At 71.7% G+C, this 19,860-nt stretch carries 20 protein-coding genes; 15 read left to right on the top strand and 5 right to left on the bottom strand.

Annotation, left to right across the window (positions count from 1 at the left end; translation table 11 throughout):
• Positions 1 to 127: 127 nt before the first annotated feature.
• Complete coding sequence (sepH, locus tag AB0I73_RS26845) at positions 128 to 1,180, bottom strand: septation protein SepH (protein ID WP_363041436.1); 1,053 nt, start codon at positions 1,178 to 1,180, stop codon at positions 128 to 130.
• A 591-nt stretch (positions 1,181 to 1,771) separates the two neighbouring features.
• On the opposite strand from sepH, the gene AB0I73_RS26840 reads away from it, so the two are divergent.
• Positions 1,772 to 2,554 (top strand): hypothetical protein, encoded by a 783-nt coding sequence (locus AB0I73_RS26840; protein WP_363041434.1) that lies wholly within the window; start codon positions 1,772 to 1,774, stop codon positions 2,552 to 2,554.
• Here the strand turns inward: AB0I73_RS26840 and AB0I73_RS26835 are convergent.
• Complete coding sequence (locus tag AB0I73_RS26835) at positions 2,478 to 3,797, bottom strand: D-arabinono-1,4-lactone oxidase (protein ID WP_363041432.1); 1,320 nt, start codon at positions 3,795 to 3,797, stop codon at positions 2,478 to 2,480. The two genes, AB0I73_RS26840 and AB0I73_RS26835, sit on opposite strands and share 77 nt — an antisense overlap.
• On the bottom strand, positions 3,757 to 5,016 hold the full coding sequence (locus tag AB0I73_RS26830) for an MFS transporter (RefSeq protein ID WP_363041430.1): 1,260 nt from the start codon (positions 5,014 to 5,016) through the stop codon (positions 3,757 to 3,759). Before AB0I73_RS26830 ends, AB0I73_RS26835 begins: the two co-directional genes overlap by 41 nt.
• 176 nt (positions 5,017 to 5,192) lie before the next feature.
• Here AB0I73_RS26830 and AB0I73_RS26825 point away from each other — a divergent pair, with 176 nt between their 5' ends.
• Together AB0I73_RS26825 and AB0I73_RS26820 are read left to right on the top strand one after the other, a co-directional pair.
• Entirely contained in the window at positions 5,193 to 6,323 is a 1,131-nt protein-coding gene (locus tag AB0I73_RS26825; RefSeq protein ID WP_363041428.1) for a ferrochelatase, read from the top strand.
• An 8-nt stretch (positions 6,324 to 6,331) separates the two neighbouring features.
• A complete protein-coding gene (locus AB0I73_RS26820) occupies positions 6,332 to 7,147 on the top strand; it encodes an inositol monophosphatase family protein (RefSeq protein WP_363041426.1) in 816 nt (271 codons plus the stop codon).
• A gap of 130 nt (positions 7,148 to 7,277) precedes the next feature.
• Here AB0I73_RS26820 and AB0I73_RS26815 read toward each other — a convergent pair whose 3' ends face one another.
• Positions 7,278 to 7,451 (bottom strand): hypothetical protein, encoded by a 174-nt coding sequence (locus AB0I73_RS26815; RefSeq protein ID WP_363041424.1) that lies wholly within the window; start codon positions 7,449 to 7,451, stop codon positions 7,278 to 7,280.
• A gap of 679 nt (positions 7,452 to 8,130) precedes the next feature.
• Here AB0I73_RS26815 and AB0I73_RS26810 point away from each other — a divergent pair.
• The 4 genes from AB0I73_RS26810 to AB0I73_RS26795 all read left to right on the top strand — a co-directional run bounded on the left by AB0I73_RS26810 (position 8,131) and on the right by AB0I73_RS26795 (position 11,670).
• On the top strand, positions 8,131 to 8,784 hold the full coding sequence (locus tag AB0I73_RS26810; RefSeq protein WP_109380166.1) for a response regulator transcription factor: 654 nt from the start codon (positions 8,131 to 8,133) through the stop codon (positions 8,782 to 8,784).
• A 4-nt stretch (positions 8,785 to 8,788) separates the two neighbouring features.
• A complete protein-coding gene (locus tag AB0I73_RS26805) occupies positions 8,789 to 10,036 on the top strand; it encodes a HAMP domain-containing sensor histidine kinase (protein WP_363041421.1) in 1,248 nt (415 codons plus the stop codon).
• A gap of 391 nt (positions 10,037 to 10,427) precedes the next feature.
• Positions 10,428 to 10,724, top strand: a complete 297-nt coding sequence (locus AB0I73_RS26800) for a DUF4193 domain-containing protein (RefSeq protein ID WP_003993510.1) — start codon at positions 10,428 to 10,430, stop codon at positions 10,722 to 10,724.
• Between the two features lie 13 nt (positions 10,725 to 10,737).
• The gene (locus AB0I73_RS26795; protein ID WP_363041419.1) at positions 10,738 to 11,670 is read left to right on the top strand and encodes a hypothetical protein; all 933 of its coding nucleotides are present in this window, start codon (positions 10,738 to 10,740) and stop codon (positions 11,668 to 11,670) included.
• A 54-nt stretch (positions 11,671 to 11,724) separates the two neighbouring features.
• On the opposite strand, the gene AB0I73_RS26790 is transcribed toward AB0I73_RS26795, so the two are convergent.
• Positions 11,725 to 12,186, bottom strand: coding sequence for a DUF3093 domain-containing protein (locus tag AB0I73_RS26790; RefSeq protein WP_363041417.1), 462 nt, complete (start codon positions 12,184 to 12,186; stop codon positions 11,725 to 11,727).
• Between the two features lie 56 nt (positions 12,187 to 12,242).
• On the opposite strand from AB0I73_RS26790, the gene AB0I73_RS26785 reads away from it, so the two are divergent.
• The 8 genes from AB0I73_RS26785 to AB0I73_RS26750 all read left to right on the top strand — a co-directional run bounded on the left by AB0I73_RS26785 (position 12,243) and on the right by AB0I73_RS26750 (position 19,760).
• Positions 12,243 to 12,827, top strand: coding sequence for a PaaI family thioesterase (locus AB0I73_RS26785; RefSeq protein ID WP_363041415.1), 585 nt, complete (start codon positions 12,243 to 12,245; stop codon positions 12,825 to 12,827).
• The gene (gene dut / locus AB0I73_RS26780; RefSeq protein WP_363041413.1) at positions 12,824 to 13,384 is read left to right on the top strand and encodes a dUTP diphosphatase; all 561 of its coding nucleotides are present in this window, start codon (positions 12,824 to 12,826) and stop codon (positions 13,382 to 13,384) included. Before AB0I73_RS26785 ends, dut begins: the two co-directional genes overlap by 4 nt.
• Position 13,385: 1 nt before the next feature.
• Entirely contained in the window at positions 13,386 to 14,147 is a 762-nt protein-coding gene (locus tag AB0I73_RS26775) for a DUF3710 domain-containing protein (RefSeq protein WP_109380172.1), read from the top strand.
• Between the two features lie 173 nt (positions 14,148 to 14,320).
• Positions 14,321 to 15,013: an ABC transporter ATP-binding protein gene (locus tag AB0I73_RS26770; RefSeq protein WP_363041410.1), complete on the top strand. Its 693-nt coding sequence runs from the start codon at positions 14,321 to 14,323 to the stop codon at positions 15,011 to 15,013.
• Positions 15,014 to 15,221: 208 nt separating this feature from the next.
• A complete protein-coding gene (locus AB0I73_RS26765; protein ID WP_363041408.1) occupies positions 15,222 to 17,825 on the top strand; it encodes an ATP-binding protein in 2,604 nt (867 codons plus the stop codon).
• Positions 17,822 to 18,499: a response regulator gene (locus AB0I73_RS26760; RefSeq protein WP_109380174.1), complete on the top strand. Its 678-nt coding sequence runs from the start codon at positions 17,822 to 17,824 to the stop codon at positions 18,497 to 18,499. The genes AB0I73_RS26765 and AB0I73_RS26760 overlap by 4 nt, the downstream gene beginning before the upstream one ends.
• Before the next feature lie 91 nt (positions 18,500 to 18,590).
• Entirely contained in the window at positions 18,591 to 18,989 is a 399-nt protein-coding gene (locus AB0I73_RS26755; protein WP_363041406.1) for an OB-fold nucleic acid binding domain-containing protein, read from the top strand.
• Positions 18,990 to 18,992: 3 nt separating this feature from the next.
• A complete protein-coding gene (locus AB0I73_RS26750) occupies positions 18,993 to 19,760 on the top strand; it encodes a DUF3159 domain-containing protein (protein WP_363041404.1) in 768 nt (255 codons plus the stop codon).
• Positions 19,761 to 19,860 lie beyond the last annotated feature (100 nt).

The following is a 19,860-nucleotide window of genomic DNA, read 5'->3' as shown; positions in this document are numbered from 1 at the left end:
CGAAGGAGTCGTCGCCCCCGCCGAACCGCCGCTGCCAGAAGCCGCCGTAGTTGTCCTGTGGGAAGCCCGGGCGAGCACCCCCTCTCCGCACTGGCCGACGCCGGATCACCTCAGTGCCGGGTCCCGGTCACTCCTGCTTCTTGCGCCGCGTTCCGAACACGATCTCGTCCCAACTCGGCACCGCGGCGCGGCGGCCCGGCCGGACGCCGTCCGCCTCCGCCTGACGGTCGGTGGAGCCGACGAGACGGTCCCGGTGACTGCTGACGGCACGGGGCATCAGGACGTCCGCGTAGGCGGAACCGGCCGAGGCCGCCGGGGCCGGGGGCTCCTCCGCCTCGGGCTCGGAGTCGGGCTCCTCGGGGACGGGCTCGGGCGCCCGCTCGGGAACCACCAGATCGCCCCGGAAGCTCGGCACCGCCTCCAGCAGACTGGTGAGCGAGTCCCGTTCACCGCCTGCCGGGACCGCCGACTCCTCGTCGTACTCGGGTCCGTGGCCGGGCGGCGGGCTCTGCCGGTCACGCTCGCCGGGACGGTCCTGCTGGCGCTCGCGCGGCAACCGGGCGATGCGCGGCACGAACGGGAAGCTCGGTTCGGGTGCCGCGGCGAGGTCGTCGGACTCGCCGATCAGCGAGCGCGCCTCGTCGTCGACGGCCTGGACGAGCCGCCGGGGCGGGTCGTACGTCCAGCTCGCCGAGTGCGGTTCGCCCGCGACCCGGTAGACCAGCAGCACCTCCCAGGTGCCGTCGTCGCGACGCCAGGAGTCCCACTGCACGGTGTCCTTCTCGGCGCCGCGCAGCAGCAGTCGCTCCTGCACGGCCTCGCCCAGGGGCGGGCCGGAGTTCTCGCCGGGCCGACGGACGGGGGTCTTGCGGGCGCGCTCCGCCATGAAGGCGCGCTCGGCGAGCACGGGGCCCTCGAAGCGCCGGACGCGGTCCACGGGAATGCCGGCCATCTGTGCGACCTCTTCCGCGGTCGCGCCGGCACGTATACGCGCCTGGATGTCGCGGGGGCGGAGATGGCTCTCCACCTCGATCTCGATCTGGCCGAGGCGTGGACGGTCGCCCCGGACGGCGGCGCGGAGGCGTTCGTCGATCGGAAGCGTGTACTCCGTGCTGTCCGCAGCCTTCAGCACCAGCCGTGTGCCGTCATTCGAGACGGCCACGACACGCAGTTCGGGCATGGGGACCTCCCGGGTGGTGCCTGCCGACGTCACGTGCGTCGCTGCTTCCGCTAGTCGAGTGTGGCCTGCCCGGGTGCAGCCTGCCACAACCTTGCCGAGTTGCCCGGCGTGTCGGGCATGGGCCCTGGATCGCCGTTATGGCACGGTTACCTATTCGCAACGCTAAGTGACCAACCGCGTCACCCTGTGCAACTAGCCCCCTCCCGGCGGTCCTCAAGGGCCGGAGCACCCTGATGGGCGTCCGGATCCAGGGCTCGCAACAGTACTCCATTCGGGCCAAGTGCGTGGATCGGCGCGCCGCCCGACTTCTGGCAAGAGGTGCTGCTCGGCCGTCCTCGCGCCGCCGTGGCCGAACCCCCTCGGTCTCGGCGTGGCGTACTTCACGTAATCGCCAGAAACGGAACTAATGGTTTCGTTCGGACGTCGACTTGGTGTGCGTTGGCGCGCAGTTGATCGCTCATGTGAGGGAACGTGTGGGAAGGCGGGCAAGGGCCGAGGATGCGTGAAAGGTCGGATGTCGCAGGTGGGCCGAGTGTCACCGGGGAGGCGAGTGCCGCGGGGGAGGCGAAGAGCCCTCGGATCGACCTGAGCATGGCGCAGGTCGCCGGCAGCGCGGTGGCCGCGGTGCTGGGCGCCCAACTCGCCTCGTCCTTCGGCGTCTACGGGACGATCATCGGCGCCGGAGTCATGAGCATCGTCGCCACCTGCGGCGGAACGCTCTTCCAGCACTTCTTCAAGCGCACCGGCGAGCAGTTCCGCGTGGCTGCCGTGGGGTCCGGCCGCCCGGCCGCCGCGGCGGCCGGGAGACGGGCCGTGCCCGCGCCCGGCGAGTTCACCGAGGGCACCGTGTACCGGGGTCGGGCCAGGGGAGTGCGGTGGAACGGGAAGCGGATGCTGGTCGCGACCGCGCTGGTGTTCGGGGTCACGATGGCCGGAATCACCACCTACGAACTCGTTGCGGGCCAGAGCCTCAGCGGCGCACCCAGCACCACCATCGGCAACGCCGTCACCGGTCAGCACACGTCCGGATCCGGGGGTGCCGGCGGTTCGGACGACCAGTACTCCGGTGACCCCGACGACTCCGGGACGTCGAACGACCCCGGTACCCCGGGCGGTTCCGAGGACTTCGGAGGGGACGGACCGGCGCCCGCGCCCTCCGTGACGCCTCGGGACGGAGGCGCCGCCACCGGCTCCGGCGGCGACACGCCGGACGGCGTCGACGCGTCGGAGGGGACCCCGGACAGCACCGGGAGCCAGGGCTCCGACGCCCCCGTGAACCCGGAACCGGACGTGTCCGTCACGACCCCAGAACCCTCCGCAGATAGTCGTTCCGGAAGCGGCGTTCAGGATCAAGGCGGTTCCGCAGCGCCGTGAACTCGGCGAAACGCGGATACACCCGGGAGAGGTAATCGGCGTCCCGCGTGTTGATCTTCCCCCAGTGGGGCCGCCCCTCGTGGGCGGTGAAGATGCGTTCCGCCGCCGTGAAGTACCCCTGATAGGGGGTGCCCCGGAACATGTGGACCGCGATGTACGCGGTGTCGCGGCCGGAGGCCGTGGACAGGGTGATGTCGTCGGCCGGGGCCGTACGCACCTCGACGGGGAAACTGACCCGGAGGGGTGAACGGTCGACCATGGCCTTCAGCTCGCGCAGCGTGTCCACCAGGGCCTCGCGCGGCACCGCGTACTCCATCTCCACGAAGCGCACCCGGCGCGGCGAGGTGAACACCTTGTACGGGATGTCGGTGTAGGTCCGCGCGGACAGGGCCCTGCTGGAGATCCGCGCGATGGCGGGGACGGTCGCGGGCACCGCGCGGCCGACCCAGTTGGCCGCCTGGAAGACGCCGTTGGAGAGGAACTCGTCCTCGAGCCAGCCCTTGACGGGATGCACCGGCCGTTCCGGGCCCGCGCTGCGGTTGTTCCGCTTGGTGTTGGTGTTGCCGGTGTGGGGGAACCAGTAGAACTCGAAGTGTTCGTTCTCGGCATGGAGCTCGTCGAACTCGGCGAGGACGCGGTCGAGGGGCATCGGTTCCTCGCGGGCCGTCAGCAGGAAGATCGGCTCGACGGCGAAGGTGATCGCGGAGACGATGCCGAGGGCGCCGAGGCCGATCCGGGCGGCCGCGAAGACATCGGGATTCTCCCTCTCGGAGCAGGCGAGTACCGAGCCGTCGGCGGTGACCAGTTCCAGGCCCCGGATCTGCGCGGCGACGGAGGCCGAGTCACGGCCGGTGCCGTGGGTACCGGTACTGGTGGCCCCGGCGACGGTCTGCTCCATGATGTCGCCCATGTTGGTGAGCGACAGCCCCTCCCGCGCGAGAGCGGTGTTGAGCCGCTTGAGCGGGGTGCCGGCCTCCACCGTGACGGTGCCCGCCGCCCGGTCGATGTCGCGTATCCCCGTCAGCAGACGGGGGCGGATCTGCACGCCGTCGGTGGCGGCTACGGAGGTGAAGGAGTGCCCGGTGCCGACCGCCTTCACCGGGAGACCGTCCTCGGCGGCACGGCGTACGGCCGACGCCAGCTCCTCGACGGAGGCCGGCGTGACCTCCCGCGCGGGGCGGGCGAGGACGGTGCCTCCCCAGTTACGCCATGTTCCGTTCTTCGTGCTCGCCGTGCTGCCCAACGGAGCCTCCCCGACCCGGAGCCGGCCGCTCGAGCCGGCGGTACCCGAGGAAACCGACCACGACCGCGACGGCTCCGGCCACCGCCGGAACCCCGTACCCGGCACGCGCCCCGGCCGCGTCGATCACCCAGCCGGACGCGGCGGAGCCGAGCGCGACCCCGACCGCGAGCCCGGTGCTCACCCAGGTCATGCCCTCGGTGAGCTGCGCGCGTGGTACGTGCTCTTCGATGAGGGACATCGTCGTGATCATCGTGGGAGCGATGGACATACCCGCAAAGAACAGCGCCACGGTCAGAAACGGCAGGTTCCCGACCAGTAGGAGGGGGATCATACTCACGGCCATGGCACACACGCCCAGCAGCCAGCGGCGCTCGGGCGCTCCGGCGAAGCGCATCAGCCCGAAGACGATCCCCGCCGTGCAGGAGCCCAGCGCGTACACGGCGAGCACCACACTGGCGGCGGCCTTGTGCCCGCGCTCCTCCGCGAAGGCCACGGTGACCACGTCCACGCCACCGAAGATCGCCCCGGTCGCCGCGAACGTGGCCACCAGGACCCGCAGCCCCGCGGAGCGCAGCGCCGTGCCGCCGAGCGCCGACGCACGTCCCTCGCCCGTGCGTTCGCGCGGGTGCGGGGCGGGTTCGGTGACGCGCTGTGCCGTCAGCCAGAAGACGCCGACCGCCAGGAAGCAGGCCGCGAGCAGCGGACCGGCCTCCGGGAACCAGGCCGTGGAGAGCCCGATGGAGACGATCGGCCCGAAGATGAAGCAGAGCTCGTCCACCACGGACTCGAAGGAGTACGCGGTGTGCAGCTGCGGGGTGCCCCGGTACACATCGGCCCAGCGGGCCCGGACCATCGCGCCGACGCTCGGCACGCAGCCGATGCCCACGCAGGCGACGAAGAGCACCCAGTCCGGCCAGCCGTAGTGCGCGGCGAACAGCAGCAGCGCCGCCGCGGTGAGGGAGAACAGCGTCGCCGGGCGCAGGATCCGCCGCTGCCCGTACTGGTCCACCAGGCGGGAGACCTGGGGGCCGGCCACCGCGGCGGCCAGGGCGATGGTGGCCGCCAGGGCGCCGGCCAGGCCGTACCGTCCGGTCAGCTGGGAGACCATCGTGACCACGCCGATGCCCATCATGGACAGCGGCATCCGGCCGAGGAACCCCGCGGCCGAGAAGCTCTTGCTGCCGGGGGCGGCGAACAGGGCGATGTAGGGACTGGGCACGAGGTCTCCGAAAAACTCAGCAGGGGACGACCGCGGGAGACCGGACTTCCAGTAAGGTGCGACCGCAGTGGATACAGCTTACTGGTTAGGCGACCCTAATATATTCCGCGCCGTCCCGTGGTCCGGTCGGCCCCCGTCGTTACCCGGCTGTCGGTGCCTGATGGCAGGATCGAGGCATGCCTGACGAGCTCGATCCCACCCCCTACGACGCCCTGCTGCTGCTCTCCTTCGGAGGCCCCGAAGGACCGGACGACGTGGTCCCGTTCCTGGAGAACGTGACCCGCGGGCGCGGCATCCCCAAGGAACGCCTGAAGGAAGTCGGGGAGCACTACTTCCTGTTCGGCGGGGTCAGCCCCATCAACGAACAGAACCGCGACCTGCTGGGCGCGCTGCGCGAGGACTTCGCCGACCACGGGCTGAACCTGCCGGTCTACTGGGGCAACCGCAACTGGGCGCCGTACCTCACCGACACCCTGCGCGAGATGATCCGCGACGGCCGCCGCCGCATCATCGTCCTGGCGACCAGCGCCTACGCCTCGTACTCCGGCTGCCGCCAGTACCGCGAGGACCTCGCCGGGGCCCTGGCGGCACTGGAGGCCGAGGGCCTGGAGCTGCCCGAGGTCGACAAGCTGCGGCACTACTTCAACCACCCCGGTTTCCTGGACCCCATGGTCGACGGGGTCCTCCGCTCGCTCGCCGAGCTGCCCGAGGAGGTGCGCGACGGCGCGCACCTCGCCTTCTGCACCCACTCGATCCCCACCGCCTCCGCCGACACCTCCGGTCCCGTCGAGGAGCACGGCGACGGCGGAGCGTACGTACGGCAGCACCTGGACGTGGCCCGGCTGATCGCCGACGCCGTACGGGAGCGCACCGGCGTGGACCACCCCTGGCAGCTCGTCTACCAGTCCCGCTCCGGCGCCCCGCACATCCCCTGGCTGGAGCCCGACATCTGCGACCACCTCGAGGAGCGGCACGCGGCCGGGGTCCCGGCCGTGGTCATGGCCCCCATCGGCTTCGTCTCCGACCACATGGAGGTCATCTACGACCTCGACACCGAGGCCGCGGCCAAGGCGGGGGAGCTGGGACTGCCGGTGCGCCGTTCGGCGACCGTGGGCGCCGACCCGCGGTTCGTCGCCGCGATCCGCGACCTGATCGTGGAACGCGCGGCCACCGAGCGCGGCCAGGACGACGTCGCCCCCTGCGCCCTGGGCGCCCTGGGTCCGAGTCACAACCTCTGCCCGGTGGGCTGCTGCCCGGCCCGCGCCCCGCGTCCCGCCGCCGCGGGCGCCGACAGCCCCTACGCGTGAGGAGCGCCGTGACCGACCCCCTGCACGCGGAACTGCTGGAGCTGGCCCGCGAGGCGGCGCGACGCGCGGGCCAGCTGCTGCGGGACGGCCGGCCGGCCGACCTGGAGGTCGCCGCGACCAAGTCCAGCCCGATCGACGTCGTCACCGAGATGGACATCGCGGCCGAGAAGCTGATCACCGGTCTGATCGCCGAGCACCGGCCGGACGACGGGGTCCTCGGTGAGGAGGGCGGCACGACCGAGGGCACCAGTGGCGTCCGCTGGGTGATCGACCCGCTCGACGGCACGGTCAACTACCTGTACGGGCTCCCCACCTGGGCCGTCTCCATCGCCGCCGAGCAGGACGGCGAGACCGTGGTCGGGGTGGTCGCGGCCCCGATGCGCGGCGAGACGTACCACGCCGTCCGCGGCGGGGGCGCCCGTGCCACCGGTGCCTGGGAGGGCGAGCGCACGCTGACCTGCCGTCCCGCGCCGCCCCTCGACCAGGCCCTGGTCTCGACCGGCTTCAACTACGTCACCGAGGTCCGCACCCATCAGGCCGGCGTCGCGCAGCGGCTGATCCCGCTCCTGCGGGACATCCGGCGGGGCGGCTCGGCCGCGGTCGACCTCTGCGACCTCGCTTGCGGCCGCCTCGACGGCTACTACGAGCGCGGACTGCACCCCTGGGACCTGGCGGCGGGTGACCTGATCGCCCGGGAGGCGGGCGCGCTGACCGGTGGACGGCCCGGCGAGCGCCCCTCGTGGGATCTCGCGGTCGCGGCCACCCCGGGCGTCTTCGAGCCCCTCCAGCGGCTGCTGGAGGACTTCGGGGCCTGGCACGACTGACGGACGGACGCCCGGGGGAGGATCCCGCGGGAGACGGTGAAGCGGGCCCCGGCGCTGGATTCGCCGGGGCCCGCTTCGAACGCGCTCATGCGCAGGTACCGACGCGCCGGTCCTGACGCGGTCGGGCTGATCAGGCTCGGGACGCGCCGACCTCCACACCGTGCTCGGCGGCGAGCCGGCGCAGGTCGTCGAGCTCGCCCTGCTCCACCTCGACGAGGAAGTCGTCACCCTCGTCGCGGGCCCGGGACAGATCGGACTCGGTCGTCCTTATGCGCTGCAGAAGTCCTGCGGTGAAAGCGTCCATGCTGCGCCCCCTCGTCCTGGGTCGTGGGTCGACGGCACGAAGGTGTGCCGTTCGAAAGGGACGATCACGTCTGCGGTGGATGACCGGCGCCGCTCGGCCTGGGGGCTACGGCGTCGGACACCCGGGTCCGCTCTGCGGGAAACAGACTGATGCGCACCGCGGTGTGGCATGGTGCGAGCAGAGCGTGATCGCGGGATGTAAACCCGTCCTCCCCAGGCTCCCTTCCGCGGAAACCTCACCGCACGAGAAAATCTCGTATTCCCGTGCCGTTCGTCCGGACTTTCCCCTGTCCCGTGCCCCGCGCCACCGCCCGTTCCCGGTCGTGGACCCCGCCTCGGAGCTCCGGACGAAATGGGCGTCCGAGCAGCTCGCGGCGTCATGGGGTCCCCCGCTCATGGGGCCCTCCCGCTCGAGCGAAGTCGAGAATGGGGGGAGGAACCGGGAACGGGGGAGGAGCCACCAGGGCCTTTCAGTAACGCGGCTGGGGGTCCGTCCCCCTGCTCGCAGAGCTCGGGGGAGTGCGTGCCGGGCGTCGCGAGCCGGGTGCCCCTTCCGTTCGGGGCTCTTACAGCCGACTTACGGCCGAAAAGGGCAGGATGGAGGCAACACACCCACCGGCACCCTGCTCGCATGCGCTCCGGAGCGCATGCCCGGCGGGACTTGAGGAAGGACAAGCGACGTGCGCGTACTCGTCGTCGAGGACGAGCAGCTGCTCGCCGATGCGGTGGCCACCGGACTGCGCCGGGAGGCCATGGCCGTCGACGTCGTGTACGACGGGGCGGCCGCCCTGGAGCGCATCGGCGTCAACGACTACGACGTGGTCGTCCTCGACCGCGACCTCCCCCTCGTGCACGGCGACGACGTGTGCCGCAGGATCGTCGAACTCGGCATGCCCACGCGCGTGCTGATGCTCACGGCCTCCGGCGACGTCAGCGACCGGGTCGAGGGCCTGGAGATCGGCGCCGACGACTACCTGCCCAAGCCCTTCGCGTTCAGCGAGCTCATCGCACGCGTGCGCGCCCTGGGGCGGCGTACCAGCGTGCCGCTCCCGCCGGTCCTGGAGCGTGCCGGGATCAAGCTCGACCCCAACCGCCGCGAGGTGTTCCGCGAAGGCCAGGAGGTCCAGCTCGCGCCCAAGGAGTTCGCCGTCCTCGAGGTGCTCATGCGCAGCGAGGGCGCCGTCGTCTCCGCGGAGCAACTGCTGGAGAAGGCCTGGGACGAGAACACCGACCCGTTCACCAACGTGGTGCGGGTGACCGTCATGACCCTGCGCCGCAAGCTGGGCGAGCCACCGGTCATCGTGACCGTCCCCGGCTCGGGCTACCGGATCTGATCCCGTGGCCGCCACCCCCACGCCCGCCCCGGGGTCCCCGCAGGCACCTCCGAAGCCCACCTGGGACCCCCGCAGGCCGGTACCGCCCTTCCCCTGGCTGCGCCCCACCATCCGGATACGGCTCACCCTGCTCTACGGCGGAATGTTCCTGATCGCCGGCATCCTGCTGCTGTCGATCATCTACCTGTTCGCCGCGAACGCGCTGAAGGTGGGCAGCGACCTGCCCTTTGAAATCGTCTCCGGACAGGTGAAGAGCGACATCTGCCATCTGCGCAGCGCGCAGATGCCCGCGGACGAGCTGAACAGAGCGCTGAACGAGTGCGTCAACGAGCAGCGCCAGCACGCCCTGGACAACCTGCTCAGCCGCTCCCTCCTCGCCCTGCTCGGCCTCGCGATCATCGCCTTCGCCTTCGGATACGCGATGGCCGGCCGCGTGCTGTCGCCGCTGGGCCGGATCACCCGCACCGCACGCGCGGTGGCGGGCTCCGACCTGTCCCGCCGGATCGAGCTGGACGGCCCGGACGACGAGCTCAAGGAGCTGGCCGACACCTTCGACGACATGCTGGAGCGGTTGCAGCGGGCCTTCACCGCCCAGCAGCGCTTCGTCGGCAACGCCTCGCACGAACTGCGCACCCCGTTGGCGATCAACCGCACACTCCTCGAGGTGCACCTCTCCGACCCGAACGCGCCGGTGGAGCTCCAGCAGCTCGGCAAGACGCTGCTGGCCACCAACGAACGCAGCGAACAGCTCGTCGAGGGCCTGCTGCTGCTCGCCCGCAGCGACAACCAGATCGTCGAGCGCAAGCCGGTGGATCTCGCCGAGGTGGCCTCCCAGGCCATCGATCAGGTGCATGCGGAGGCGCAGGCCAAGGGCGTGGAGATCCGCGGCGACCACAAGCCCGCGGTCGTCCAGGGCAACGGCGTACTGCTGGAGCGGATCGCGCTGAACCTGGTGCAGAACGCCGTGCGCTACAACGTGGCCGAGCGGGGGTGGGTGGAGGTCACCACCCAGGTCCAGCACGGACAGGCGGTCCTGGTGGTGAGCAACACCGGTCCGGTGGTTCCGGCGTACGAGATCGACAACCTGTTCGAGCCGTTCCGGCGGTTGCGCACCGAGCGGACGGGCAGCGACAAGGGGGTCGGGCTCGGGCTCTCCATCGTCCGGTCGGTGGCGCGGGCGCACGGCGGGCACATCTACGCCCAGCCGCGCGAGGGGGGCGGACTCGTGATGCGGGTCACCCTGCCGATCTGACATCATGTCGCCGACGCACGGGGGTGTTCGCTTTCGGCGGAATTTTCGAAGGGTGTCCCCGCCGCTCCCGTGTGGGATCGCTCACAAGAGCGTTTCTCGATTCATCCACCCTCTGTGATCACGAACTCGTCGAAAGGCCGGGAGAGTCCCGGTTTTCGGGAGCCTTGATCACGGGAAGTACACGGTGGGGCGGCTTTGAAGTGCCGCGTTCGGACCGTGTACGGTCCCCATCGCATCCAGGCCGATCACTCGTGAGGAGTTCGGTTGGGTGTCGATTGAGTAACAGACCTTGATGTGAGGCAAAATCTCCGCCTCAGGTCGGGCACAAGTCCGGCCTCTCACGCGTTAGTGCGCTGGAGACACCGCATACACCCAGAGGGGGAGAGCGACAATGGCAACCGATTACGACACTCCACGCAAGACCGACGACGACGTCGACTCGGACAGTCTTGAAGAGCTGAAGGCCCGCCGCAACGACAAGTCGGCCTCGGCCGTGGACGTCGACGAGTTCGAGGCCGCCGAAGGCCTCGAACTGCCCGGGGCGGACCTGTCGAACGAGGAACTGGCCGTCCGGGTCCTGCCCAAGCAGCAGGACGAGTTCACGTGCATGAGCTGCTTCCTCGTGCACCACCGCAGCCAGCTGGCCCGGGAGAAGAACGGTCAGCCGATCTGCCGCGACTGCGACTGAGGGCGGGTCGGCCGTGACTGGCTCGACCCCTCCTCGGAAGCGCCGCTTCCCCGCGAGGGGAGCGGACTCGGGGCCGCAGGACGGCCCTCAGCGCGACACGCGTGACCACGAGCGAGGCTCAACCGACACCGGGGCGGCCTCGCTCGAACTCGCAGTCGACCGGGGTGACCTCCCGGTATCCGCGGAGGTCACCACCACCGCACCGGTGGCCCGCCGGCGGGCCGCGGAGTTCCGGGACAAGGCCAGGGAAGGAGCCCGCAAGGGCGGTGCCCGCGCGCGTGCGGGCCTGGCGTACCTCACGGACCGGATCATCGAGATGGCCCCGCGGGTGCCCGTGAGGGACCTGCGGACGCTGCGGAAGCAGTTCCCCGGGCTCGGTCCCGAGGAGCTCGCGGACAAGCTCGTGGCGGGCGCGGCGAGGGCCACGGCGACGGTCGGGGCCGGAGTCGGCGCGGCGGCGATGATGCCCGTGCCGCCGGCGATGCCGACGGAGCTGGCCGCCGAGGTCACCGGCGTCGCCGCGATCGAACTGAAACTGATCGCCGAACTCCACGAGGTCTACGGCGTACGACCCGCGGGCGGCCTCGCACAGCGCAGCACCGCGTATCTGAACGCCTGGTCGCAGGAGCGCGGCATCGAGGCGACCAAGCCCTCCCCCGTGAGCGCGGCGATGAACAGCCGCATGAAGCGCGAACTGCGCCAGCGGATCATGAAGCGCACCGTGCGCAACCTGCCGAACCTCATGCCGTTCCTGGTGGGAGCCGCCGTCGGCGCGGTCATGAACCGCAGGGACACCAGAAAGCTCGCCGCCCGTATCCAGGCCGACCTGCGCGGGATCCAGGTTCCCTGGGACGCCCTGTCCGAGCTCCCGGCCCTCGAGACCCCGGCCGACGTCTTGGACCTGGGCGCGTTCACCGGCGAGAAGGGCGGACGCGGAGTCCCTTGAACCCCGCCCGGCCCATGCTGCCGTTCCGCCCCGGAGAGGCCCTGCCCAGCCGTGCTAGGCGGCGGCCTTCGCCGCCCGCAGTGCCTCCGCCAGCCGCTGCGGCTCCCGCGTCGACAGGAAGGCGTACGGCGTCGGGTCCTCCGGGTCGGTGATCTCCACCCGCACCGCCCCCGGGATGTAGGCCCGCAGCAGCATGAAGCAGCGCGGGTCCGCCCGGTGGGTGCGCCAGGCGCGGGCTTCCTCGGCGTCCAGGACCTCCGCCTCGCCCAGTGCCGTCACCGGGATCCTCGCCTCACCGGCGATCAGCAGGCCGCCCACGACCCGGATGCGCACCGAGCCGTACGCGCTGACCACGACCGCCGCCGCGGCGCTGCCGACGGCCAGGCCGCCGAGCATCGGCAGGGTGCCGAGCGGCAGCACGATCAGGGCCAGCGAGACACCCGCGAGCAAGGAGATCAGCCACCAGGAGCGGGGCGCGGTCAGGCGTTCTTCGTACGGGGCGGCGGAGAGCTGCATGGATCCAGCTTGGCAGGTGTCGGAGGATGGCCGACGCGCGGGTAAGGTCTGCGCCTGTGAGTGGTACTTCCTCAGTTCTCCAGCCTCCCGCCGACGCCGTGGAACCGGTGCGCCACCCGGACGCGCCCGCAGCCGGCGAGCTCCTGGGCGCGCACTACGGCCAGTGTTTCGGCTGTGGCGGCGAACAGCCCCACGGACTGCACCTCGAGGCGCGGGCCGGCGAAGGGGTGTCGGTCACCGCCGCGTTCACCGTGCGGCCCGCCCACCAGGGCGCCCCCGGCCTGGCGCACGGCGGGGTGCTCGCCAGCGCCCTGGACGAGACGCTCGGCTCGCTGAACTGGCTGCTGCGGACGATCGCCGTGACCGGCAGGCTCGAGACCGACTTCGTCCAGCCCGTGCCGGTCGACACCACGCTCCATCTGGAGGCGGAGGTGACCGCGGTGGCGGGCCGGAAGATCTACTCCACCGCCACCGGACGCATCGGCGGCCCCGACGGCCCGGTCGCCGTCCGCGCCGACGCGCTCTTCATCGAGGTCAAGGTCGACCACTTCATCGACCACGGCCGCCCCGAGGAGATCCGGGCCGTCATGGAGGACCCGGACCAGGTCCGCCGCGCCCGCGCCTTCGAGGTGAACCCGTGAGCGAGCCCCGCCGCGGCGAACTCCGGGTGCTGCTCCGGCGCGTCGACCCGGACGTACCGCTTCCGGCGTACGAGCACCCCGGTGACGCGGGAGCCGATCTGCGCACCACCGAGGCGTGCGAACTGGCGCCCGGCGAACGGGCCGTTCTGCCCACCGGAGTGTCTGTGGCCCTGCCCGAGGGGTACGCGGCCTTCGTGCACCCGCGATCCGGTCTTGCCGCCCGCTGCGGCGTCGCCCTGGTGAATGCCCCGGGGACGGTTGATGCCGGGTACCGTGGGGAGATCAAGGTGATCGTGGTGAATCTCGACCCGCGCGAGGCCGTGCGGTTCGAGCGCTTCGACCGGATTGCCCAACTGGTCGTCCAGCAGGTCGAGCGGGTCCGTTTCGTGCCGGTCGCGGAGCTGCCCCGCTCGGTACGGGCCGAGGGGGGCTTCGGGTCCACCGGCGGCCATGCCGCCGTGGAAGGTAAGAGCGGCACAAGCGTTCAGGCCGCCGAAGGCGGCGCAGCGGGTGGGAATCGATACGCTTCGGTCGTATCCGACCGGGAAGGACAGTGACGTGTTCGGACGTCGCAAGAAGAGGGATGCCGCCGAGGACGCGGCCGGCGAGGCCGAGCAGGTCGTCGACGGTGTCGACACGGAGGCGGAAGGCGAGCGCGAGCGACTGAGGCTCGAGCCCGCACCGCGGCCCGACGGGCCCTGGGACAGTTCCGAGGTGAGCGCGCCCGGCGAGGGCCGGGTCGACCTGGGCGGCCTGTTCGTGCCCGGCGTGGACGGCATGGAGCTGCGGGTCGAGGTCGCGGGCGACGCGATCGTCGCGGCCACCGTCGTGCTGCACGACAGCGCCATCCAACTGCAGGGCTTCGCGGCCCCCAAGCGCGAGGGCATCTGGAGCGAGGTCCGCGAGGAGATCGCGTCCGGCATCACCCAGCAGGGCGGCATCATCGACGAGGTCGAGGGTCCGCTGGGCTGGGAGCTGCGCGCCCAGGTTCCGGTGCAACTGCCGGACGGCACGGGCGGTTTCCAGGTCGTACGGTTCGTCGGCGTGGACGGCCCGCGCTGGTTCCTGCGCGGGGTGATCTCGGGTCAGGGCGCGGTGCAGCCGCAGGCCGCCGGGCTGCTGGAGCAGATCTTCCAGGACACGGTCGTGGTGCGCGGGGACGGCCCGATGGCGCCGCGCGACCCGATCGTCCTGAAGCTGCCGAACGACGCCCAGATGGTCCCCGAGGGCGTGCAGCAGGACGAGGGCTCCGAGGGCTCCCGCTTCGCGGGCGGCATGGGACAGCTGGCGCGCGGTCCGGAGATCACCGAGGTCCGCTGAGCCCGTCCAGTCAGCTGAGTCAGTCGAGCGGAGCAGGGGCCGCGCCCGACCGGGTGCGGCCCCTGCCCGTTCCGCCCGCTCCGACCCGTTGATCGACAGGGCCCCCGGCAGCGATACTGGCGGCCCGGTCCGGCGGCTACGCGCGCGACCGGTACCCGGGGGAGGGCGGGCGAATGAGCCAGGCGGTCACCGAGACCATGGTGCGCGTCGAGAACGTGCACAAGTCCTACGGCACCGGAGCCGCCGCGGTCCACGCCCTGCGCGGTGTCTCCTTCGACGTACCGCGCGGTGAGCTGGTCGCCCTCAAGGGGCGCTCGGGCTCCGGCAAGACCACCCTGCTCAACATCGTCGGCGGTCTCGACACCCCGGACGAGGGGCGGGTCACCGTCGACGGGCTCGCCATCGCCGACCTGGACGAGAACGGGCTGCTCGCCCTGCGCCGGGACCGGATCGGCTTCGTCTTCCAGTCCTTCGGACTGATCCCCATCCTCACCGCGGCCGAGAACGTGGGGGTCCCGCTCCGGCTGCGCCGCGCCGACCCGCGCGAGCGCGAGGAACGCGTGGACCTGCTGCTGTCCCTGGTGGGCCTCGCCGACCACGCGGCACAACGGCCGGGCGAGCTGTCCGGCGGCCAGCAGCAGCGGGTCGCCATCGCCCGCGCCCTCGCCAACGACCCGGCCCTGCTCATCGCCGACGAGCCGACCGGTCAGCTCGACGCGGAGACCGGGCACTCCGTGATGGAACTGCTGCGCGCGGTCGTACGCAGTGAGCAGGTCACCGCGGTCGTCGCCACGCACGACGCGACCCTGCTCGACCTCGCCGACCGCGTCCTGGAACTGGGCGACGGCGAGGTCGTCGAACCCTGACGGAGGCCGGCAGACCCTGACGGCGGCCGGCGGGACCTGGCAGCCGACCGGCGGTGTCCAAACCGAGTCCGTCGGCGTCCGTCAGGGTTCCGTCAAGGACGCGCTCCCCGCCCCGACCAGCGTCTTTCGCCGCGCCGGACGACCGTAGGGTCGACTCCGCACGGGCAGCACGGACCACGCTGCCCGCCGACCGGAAGACAATGAGGGCATGGGACGCGGCAGACTTCGGATCCATCTCGGCGCGGCACCGGGCGTCGGCAAGACGTACGCGATGCTGTCCGAGGCGCAGCGCCGTGTCGAGCGGGGCACCGACTGCGTGGTGGGGTTCGTCGAGCACTACGACCGGCCGCGCACCAAGGCGCTGCTGGACGGCCTCGAACAGGTACCGCGCAAGCAACTGGAGCACCGCGGCGCCGTCCTCCCCGAGATGGACCTCGACGCCGTCCTCGCCCGCCGCCCCCAGGTGGTCCTCGTCGACGAACTCGCCCACACCAATGTGCCCGGCGCGCGCAACGCCAAGCGCTGGCAGGACGTGGAGGAGCTGCTGGCCGCCGGGATCGACGTGCTGTCGACCCTCAACATCCAGCACCTGGAGTCCCTCGGCGACGTCGTGGAGTCGATCACCGGTGTACGGCAGCGGGAGACCGTACCGGACGAGGTGGTACGGCGGGCCGAACAGATAGAACTGGTCGACATGACGCCCGAGGCGCTGCGCCGCCGGATGGCGCACGGCAACGTCTACCAGCCGGACAAGGTCGACGCGGCCCTGTCGAACTACTTCCGCCCCGGCAACCTCACCGCGCTGAGGGAACTCGCGCTGCTGTGGGTGGCCGACCGGGTCGACGAGTACCTGCAGCGGTACCGCAGCGAGCACGACGTCTCGGCCATCTGGGGCTCACGCGAACGGATCATGGTCGGTCTGACCGGCGGGCCCGAGGGCCGCACCCTGATCCGCCGTGCCGCGCGGCTCGCGGAGAAGGGCGCGGGGGGCGAGGTGCTCGCGGTCTACATCGCCCGCGGCGACGGACTCACCGCCGCCTCGCCGGGGGAGCTGGCCGAACAGCGGACCCTGGTGGAGAGCCTGGGCGGCACCTTCCACCACGTCGTCGGCGACGACATCCCGGCCGCCCTGCTCGCCTTCGCGCGCGCGGCGAACGCCACCCAGATCGTGCTGGGCTCCTCGCGCCGCAAGGCGTGGCAGTACGTCTTCGGTCCCGGTGTCGGCGCGACCGTCGCGCGGGACTCCGGTCCCGACCTGGACGTGCACATCGTCACCCATGAGGCGATCGCCAAGGGACGCGGACTGCCGGTGGCCCGGGGCGCCCGGCTCGGACGGTCACGGGTGGCGTGGGGCTGGGCGGTCGGGGTGGCGGGTCCCGCGGTGCTGGCCCTGCTGCTCAACGCCTTCGACCCGGGCCTGGCCAACGACATGCTGCTGTTCCTGGCACTGACCGTGGCGGCGGCCCTGCTGGGCGGCCTGCGGCCGGCCCTGGCCTCGGCGGCCTTCGGCTCGTTGCTGCTGAACTACTTCTACACCCCGCCCCTGCACCGCTGGACGATCTCCGACCCGAAGAACATCGTCGCCATCGTGATCTTCGTCGCGGTCGGTGCGGCGGTGGCGTCCGTGGTCGACCTCGCCGCCCGCCGCACCCATCAGGCGGCCCGGCTGCGCGCCGAGTCGGAGATCCTCTCCTTCCTGGCCGGCAACGTGCTGCGCGGCGAGACCGGTCTGGAGGCGCTGCTGGAACGGGTCCGCGAGACATTCGGCATGGAGTCGGCGGCGCTGCTGGAACGCGCCGGCGACGTCGAGCCCTGGACCTGCGCCGGGCGGGCCGGTGCGGGACCGGTCCTCGAACGGCCCGACGACGCGGACGTGGACGTTCCGGTCGGGGACCACATGGCGCTCGTACTGACCGGCCGGGTCCTGCCCGCCGAGGACCGCAGGGTGCTGGGCGCCTTCGCGGCCCAGGCCGCCGCCGCCCTGGACCGCCGGCGGCTGCGCGCAGAGGCCGACCGGGCGCGCACCCTCGCCGAGGGCAACCGCATCCGCACCGCCCTGCTGGCCGCCGTCAGCCACGACCTGCGCACCCCGCTCGCCGGGATCAAGGCGGCGGTCTCCTCGCTGCGCTCCGAGGACGTCGACTGGTCGCCCGAGGACCGGGCCGAGCTGCTGGAAGGCATCGAGGGCGGCGCCGACCGGCTGGACCACCTGGTGGGGAACCTGCTCGACATGTCCCGGCTGAACACCGGCACGGTCACCCCGCTGATCCGCGAACTCGACCTCGACGAGGTGGTGCCCATGGCCCTCGGCGGTGTCCCCGAGGGAAGCGTCGTCCTGGACATCCCGGAGACGCTGCCCATGGTCGCCGTCGACCCCGGACTGCTGGAGCGGGCGGTGGCCAACCTGGTCGAGAACGCCGTCAAGTACGCTCCGGCCGGCACCACCGTCCTGGTCGCGGCGAGCGCGCTCGCCGACCGGGTCGAGGTGCGGGTGGTCGACCGCGGCCCCGGCGTCCCCGATGACGCGAAGGACCGCATCTTCGCGCCCTTCCAGCGTTATGGTGACGCCCCGCGCGGTGCCGGTGTCGGCCTCGGCCTGGCGGTGGCGCGCGGCTTCGTGGAGGCCATGGGCGGCTCCCTGAACGCGGACGACACCCCCGGGGGCGGCCTCACCATGACGCTGACCCTCCGCGCGGCGGCAACACCAGTGGAACCCGGCCGCCCCGCCGAAACGGAACCCGGCCGCCCCGCGGAGTCGGCGGAGCAGGCCCGTCCCGCAGAATCGGAAAGACCTGAAAGGCAGTCCTCATGACCCGTGTGCTGGTGGTCGACGACGAGCCGGCGATCGTGCGCGCCCTCGTGATCAACCTCAAGGCCCGCTCGTACGAGGTCGACGCCGCCCAGGACGGTGCCGAGGCCCTCCGCCTGGCCGCCGCCCGCCACCCCGACGTGGTCGTCCTCGACCTGGGCCTGCCCGACATGGACGGCGTCGAGGTGATCAGGGGACTGCGCGGCTGGACCCGGGTGCCGATCCTGGTGCTCTCCGCCCGGCAGGCCTCCGACGAGAAGGTGCAGGCGCTCGACGCGGGAGCCGACGACTACGTCACCAAGCCCTTCGGCATGGACGAGCTGCTGGCCAGGCTCCGCGCCGCCGTGCGCCGGGCCGAGCCCTCCGGCGAGGACGACCTGAGGGTGGAGACCGACGGGTTCACCGTCGACCTGGCCGCGAAGAAGGTGCACCGGGACGGCAAGGACGTACGGCTGACCCCCACCGAGTGGCACCTGCTGGAGGTGCTGGTGCGCAACGGTGGCCGCCTGGTCGCGCAGAAGCAGCTGCTGAAGGAGGTCTGGGGGCCCTCGTACGGGACGGAGACCAACTACCTGCGCGTGTACATGGCGCAGCTGCGCCGCAAGCTGGAGGCCGACCCGTCCCACCCGAAGCACTTCATCACCGAGCCGGGCATGGGTTACCGCTTCGAGCGGTGAGCGCACGCCCCGGTGAACGCACGCCCCGGCGGTTCGAGCCGGGTCACCTGGGGGTACGTAACCGTCGGGGTACCCCGGTACGCTTTCAGACATGAGTGCTGTTCCTCGCTCGGACAAACCGGCGGGCCGGTTCCGGCGCATGCTCGATCGGCTCTCCTCGTCGCAGGAGGACCTGGAGTCCGAGGAGCTGCGCGAGGACACGGAGACCGCCGGCTGCACGCCGATAGACGACTGCCAGGACCGGCAGATCGTCACGGTTACTGGTACCTTGCGCACGGTCACGCTGCGGCCGCGCGCGGGAGTCCCGGCCCTGGAGGCCGAGCTGTTCGACGGCTCCGCCGCACTGGACGTGGTGTGGCTCGGTCGGCGCTCCATCGTCGGGATCGAACCGGGGCGCAAGCTGATCGCATCGGGCCGCATCGCCATGAGCAGGGGGCGCCGGGTGCTGTTCAATCCGAAATACGAACTGAGACCCCTCGGACGGGAGTAGCCGGTGACGTCGCTCGACAAGCCGACAACCGAAGACACATCCGCCGACGACGCCAAGGCGGTGACCGAGGCCGCCCTGTTCGAGGCGTTCGGCGGAGTGCGGGGCATGGTCGAGACGGTGCTGCCCGGACTCCTCTTCGTCAGCATCTACACGATCAACAAGGACCTGCACATGTCGGCGATCGCGGCGCTCGCCGTGTCGCTGGTGATGGTCGTGGTCCGGCTGGCGATGAAGGACACCGTCAAGCACGCCTTCAGCGGCGTCTTCGGGGTCGGCTTCGGCGTGGTCTTCGCGATGATGACCGGCAACGCCAAGGACTTCTACCTGCCCGGCATGCTCTACACCCTGGGCCTGGCCCTGGCGTACATCATCACCGCGATGGCCGGTGTCCCGCTGATCGGCCTGATGCTGGGCCCCGTCTTCCGGGAGAACCTCTCCTGGCGCACCCGTAACCCGGGCCGCAAGAAGGCGTACACCAAGGCCAGTTGGGCCTGGGGCCTGATCCTGCTCGGCAAGAGCGCGATCCTGTTCCCGCTGTACTGGTGGGCGGACACGGCGCAGCTGGGCTGGGTCCTGGTCGCCCTGAAGATCCCGCCGTTCCTGCTCGCCGTGTACCTGACGTGGGTGTTCCTGGCGAAGGCGCCGCCGCCGATCGACGTGTTCGCGGAGATGGAGGCGGAGGAGCGGGCCGAGGAGGAGCGCAAGGCCGCCCGCGCGGCGGAGACGGCGGAGAACGGCGGGGCGACGACCGGTCGGCACCGCCGCCCCTGAGTCCCGCACCCGAACACGTGAGTGGGGGCGCCCGGTGATCGCCATCGGCAGGCTCCGCGAGACCAACATGAGCCGTGAACCCCACGGCGGTGACGTCTCC

The organism is Streptomyces sp. NPDC050388 (assembly GCF_040655635.1).
Classification (GTDB): domain Bacteria; phylum Actinomycetota; class Actinomycetes; order Streptomycetales; family Streptomycetaceae; genus Streptomyces.
The sequence above is the reverse complement of the archived record's forward strand: the minus strand, read 5'-3'. Positions and strand labels throughout refer to the sequence as shown.

Bases quoted from the DNA above. Each gene is read 5' to 3' on its own strand.
- sepH (WP_363041436.1), bottom strand. From the start codon at position 1,180: ATGCCCGAACTGCGTGTCGTGGCCGTCTCGAATGACGGCACACGGCTG.
- AB0I73_RS26840 (WP_363041434.1), top strand. From the start codon at position 1,772: ATGGCGCAGGTCGCCGGCAGCGCGGTGGCCGCGGTGCTGGGCGCCCAA.
- AB0I73_RS26825 (WP_363041428.1), top strand. From the start codon at position 5,193: ATGCCTGACGAGCTCGATCCCACCCCCTACGACGCCCTGCTGCTGCTC.
- AB0I73_RS26815 (WP_363041424.1), bottom strand. From the start codon at position 7,451: ATGGACGCTTTCACCGCAGGACTTCTGCAGCGCATAAGGACGACCGAG.
- AB0I73_RS26800 (WP_003993510.1), top strand. From the start codon at position 10,428: ATGGCAACCGATTACGACACTCCACGCAAGACCGACGACGACGTCGAC.
- AB0I73_RS26790 (WP_363041417.1), bottom strand. From the start codon at position 12,186: ATGCAGCTCTCCGCCGCCCCGTACGAAGAACGCCTGACCGCGCCCCGC.
- AB0I73_RS26770 (WP_363041410.1), top strand. From the start codon at position 14,321: ATGAGCCAGGCGGTCACCGAGACCATGGTGCGCGTCGAGAACGTGCAC.
- AB0I73_RS26765 (WP_363041408.1), top strand. From the start codon at position 15,222: ATGGGACGCGGCAGACTTCGGATCCATCTCGGCGCGGCACCGGGCGTC.
- AB0I73_RS26760 (WP_109380174.1), top strand. From the start codon at position 17,822: ATGACCCGTGTGCTGGTGGTCGACGACGAGCCGGCGATCGTGCGCGCC.
- AB0I73_RS26755 (WP_363041406.1), top strand. From the start codon at position 18,591: ATGAGTGCTGTTCCTCGCTCGGACAAACCGGCGGGCCGGTTCCGGCGC.